This is a genomic window from Mycobacterium sp. NGS50 (assembly GCF_059812545.1).
In genome coordinates, this window is record NZ_JCALCW010000069.1 from 1 (window position 1) to 3,804 (window position 3,804).

The 3,804-nt window shown below is 72.3% G+C and carries 2 protein-coding genes; one reads left to right on the plus strand and one right to left on the minus strand.

The genetic code is table 11. From position 1 onward, the window contains the following. Nucleotides 1–2,419 (plus strand): PGRS repeat-containing protein (locus AC5Y36_RS25650; RefSeq protein ID WP_500043791.1); only part of this gene is annotated, 2,419 nt, incomplete at its 5' end. An 89-nt stretch (nucleotides 2,420–2,508) separates the two neighbouring features. Here the strand turns inward: AC5Y36_RS25650 and lipE are convergent. Continuing rightward, entirely contained in the window at nucleotides 2,509–3,756 is a 1,248-nt protein-coding gene (gene lipE / locus AC5Y36_RS25655; protein WP_500043792.1) for a lipase LipE, read from the minus strand. Nucleotides 3,757–3,804 lie beyond the last annotated feature (48 nt).

The window sequence follows — 3,804 nt, forward strand, 5'->3', positions numbered from 1 at the left end:
CACCAGTGCCGAACCACTAGCGTTCGGCGACCCCATCGACTGGACCACCATGCTCGATCAGTGGATCTATCAGCCCATGCACGACAGCATGCAGGCCTGGATCACCAGCCCGTTGGGCGCCCAGATCGACGACTTCATCAACCAGGCGTTCGGCAACGGCCAGATCCTGATCGGCAACGGCCTCGATGGCACCGCCGAGAACCCCGACGGCGGTAACGGCGGACTGTGGTTCGGTGACGGCGGAGACGGCTGGGACTCCGACCAAACCGGCATCCCCGGCGGTAACGGCGGCAACGCACCCGGCTGGCTCGGCGACGGCGGCGACGGCGGTGACGGCGGCGCCGGAGCGAGCGGGGGCCACGGTGGAGCCGGTGCGACCTGGATGGGCAACGGCGGTGACGGCGGGGCTGGCGGAGCCGCAGTAGAAGCCGGCGGCAACGGTGGAAACGGTGGTAACGGTGGCGACGCCTCGGCCTGGTTCCTCGGCAACGGCGGCGTAGGCGGCAACGGGGCCGCCGGGATGACCGGCGCGGCCGGGACTTTCGCCAACGGCGGCGACGGCAACGGCCAAGTCGGCGGCAACGGCGGTAACGGCGGTAACGGCGGACGAAGCGGATTCATGTTCGGCAACGGCGGCAACGGCGGCAACGCCGCAGACGCCGGTGCCGGCGGCAACGGTGCGACCGGCACCGCGGAGAACGTCAACGGTGGAGACGGCGGCACCGGCGGCTGGTCTGGCGGCACCGGCGGCGCCGCTGGAGGGCGCGGCTCCTCCATCTACACCAGCCCGATGTATGGGAACGTCGGACAGGGTGGCGCCGGCGGTGACGGGGGTGCCGGGGGTGCCGGCGGCGACGCCTATCAAGACGCCAACGGCAACTACCTCGGCGACGGCGGCAACGGTGCCTACGGCGGCGACGCCGGTGACAGTGGTGATCGCAGCGGCGTCAGCGGTGACGGCGGCGCCGGCGGACAAGGTGGTACCGGTCTCAACGGCGGCAATGGCGGCGGCGGCGGCGCGGTCTTCTCCCAAGCCGGCGGCGGTCACGCCGGCGTCGGCGGTAATGGTGGGGACGCCACCGCCGGCCAGGCCGGCAACGGCGGCGGCGGCGGCTTCGCCGTCAGCGGCGCCGGCGGCAATGGCGGTAACGGCGGTAACGGCGCCATCGACGATCCCACCGTCAAGACCATCGGCGGCAACGGCGGCGCCGCGGGAGGAACGTTCAGCAACCAAGCGGGCGATCCCGGCGGCGACGGAGGCGCCGGCGGGACCGGAACCTACGCCGGCGGCAACGGCGGTGACGGCGGCTATAACGGCGGGGCAGGTGGTGACGGCGGCACCAGTACTGGCTGGCAACACGACGGCGTCACCTACAGCGTCGGCGGTAACGGCGGTAACGGCGGCCAGGGAACGACCGTTGCCGCGGCCGGGGCCGGTGGTAATGGAGGTGACGGCGCGACTGGTCCCGGCGTGGTCAGCGTGGGTGGCAACGGCGGCAACGGCGGTGACGGCGCCTACAACACCGGCAGCATCCTCGCCGGCGGGGGAGCAGGCGGTGACGGCGGCGCCGGCGGTGCCGGAGGCGCTGGGACGGCATCTGGCGGCAACGGTGGTAACGGGGGGAACGGCGGCCCCGGTGCGACCAACGGCGGCAGTGGCGGAGCCGGCGGCGCCGGCGGAGCCAGCGGCGGCGTCGCGACCCCGACCAATGATCTGGGTATCGGACCCAGCCACGGTGGCAACGGTGGCAATGGTGGCAACGGCGGCCAAGGCGCCAACGGTTACCTGGACGGCGGCGCACTGTCCACGACGGGTAACGGCGGAGCGGGTGGCCAGGGCGGTGCCGGCGGGACCGCGGCCGGTGATGTCGACGGCGGTAACGGTGGCAACGGCGGCAACGGCGGCGGCGGCAGCGCGGCCGCGGCCGGCGGCCAGGGCGGCACCGGCGGCGCGGCCACCGGATCCGGCAACGGAGGTACCGGCGGCAACGGCGGCACCGGTGGGGTCGGTGCGACAGGCACCGCCGGCAGCCAGTCGACACACACGGCCGGCGGCGCGGGCGGAGACGGCGCGACCGGCGCGGCCGGCGGCGTCGGCGGTGCCGGCGGAACCGCAAACACCGGAACCGGTGGGCAAGGCGGCAACGGCGGCAGCGGTGGCGCCGGGGGTGCCGGCGGCGCGGGTGGAAACGGTGGAACCGACAGCGGGGGAGCGACGCTGTCCGGCGGCGACGGTGGCAACGGCGGAACCGGCGGCAACGGCGGAGCAGCCGGGGCGGGTGGCACGAGCACTAGCGGTACTGCCGGCACCGCGGGAACCGCGGGCGCTGCGGGCACCGGCGGAGATGGCGGTTCAGGCGGTACCGGTACACCTGCCGGACAGCCGGGCACTGACGGCGGCAGCGGACAACCTGGCTGAGGGCCGGGTAGCAACCCACCCCGTGAGCAGACGCAGAATCGCACGAAAAGTGCTTGGCGCGTGCGATTCTGTGTCTGCTCGCCGTGGGGCTAGCCCACCCGCGGGATCTCGGCGGCGATCGTGTCCATCAGCGCGGTGTAGCGCTTGACTTCTGGATCCTGGCCGGGCTTGCCGCTGGAGATCAGCCCGGCGGACAGCCCCCGCTCGGGGTCGGCCCAGATGGCGCAGTTGACCAGGCCGAGATGCCCGAACGCGGCCGGCGCACCGCGGCCGAACGGACCGAACCGCGTCGACCCCAACATGTAGCCGGTGCCCCAGCGCAGCGGCGCCAGCCCGGTCGCGACGTCGGGCCGCAGCCGCCGGCACTGGCGCACCGCACCGCGCAGCGTTTCCGGTGCCAGCACCCGCACCCCGTCGAGTTCGCCGTCGCCGCGCCAGATTTCAGCGAACCGGGACAACTCGAAGGCGGTGGAAATGGTGTTCGACGACGGCACCACGGTGGTCAGAAAGAACGGGCTGTTGGTGACCGGGATGATCTCGTGCACCGATCCACCGATCGCCTTGCGGAACACCGCAACCGCCGCACCCGCCGGCTGCGTGCCGGTGGCGTGGCTGGGCGCGACCAGCGGAATATCCTGCGGCGCAACACCGTAATTGGTCCACCGGAAGCCCAGCGGATCGAGGATCTCGGTTGCCAGCACGTCGCGAATGTCCTTGCCGGCGGCCGCCCGAACGATCTCGCGGGTCAGTGGACCCCAGGTCAGCGCGTGATACATGTGCATCAGACCGGGCGGGTAAATCGGGCGCAGCTTGGCCAACTGCGCACAGGCGTACTCCGGGTCGTCAGCCCGATTCAGGTCCGGCTTGGGCCCGGTGGCGAACGGCACCCCGGCGCTGTGAGTCATCACGTGACGGATCGTGGTGCGGTACTTACCGTGGCTGGTGTAGCCGGGCAGGTACTCGCACACCCGGTCGTCGAGGCTGAAGACCCCGCGTTCGGTCAGCATGTGCATGACGGTGCTGGTGATCGCCTTGGCCGCCGAGTACACGCAGAACGGGGTGTCGACGCCGACCGGGATCTGCTCGGCGTCGACCGGATCTGCCGGGCCGTTACCCCAGCCGTGCCCGATCGCGCGGTTGAGCACGACCCGGCCCTGGTGACGCAGGCACAACTGGATGGCGGGGTGCAGCCCGCCCTGATACCAGTGCCGGGCGGCCTGCCAGATCCGTTCCACCGCGGCCGAGTCGATGCCGGAATGGTCCTCGTCGCCGATCGCGGTGACGGCGTCGAGGTCGGCGGGGACGCGGATTCGGCCGTCGGGCCGGTCAGGGGTCATGCCCGCCAGATTACGTGTGGCGCGAAATTGCACGTAGGTACAGGAAGT

What these genes read in the sequence shown, in the direction of transcription:
- lipE (WP_500043792.1), bottom strand. Translation starts at nt 3,756, where the DNA reads ATGACCCCTGACCGGCCCGACGGCCGAATCCGCGTCCCCGCCGACCTC.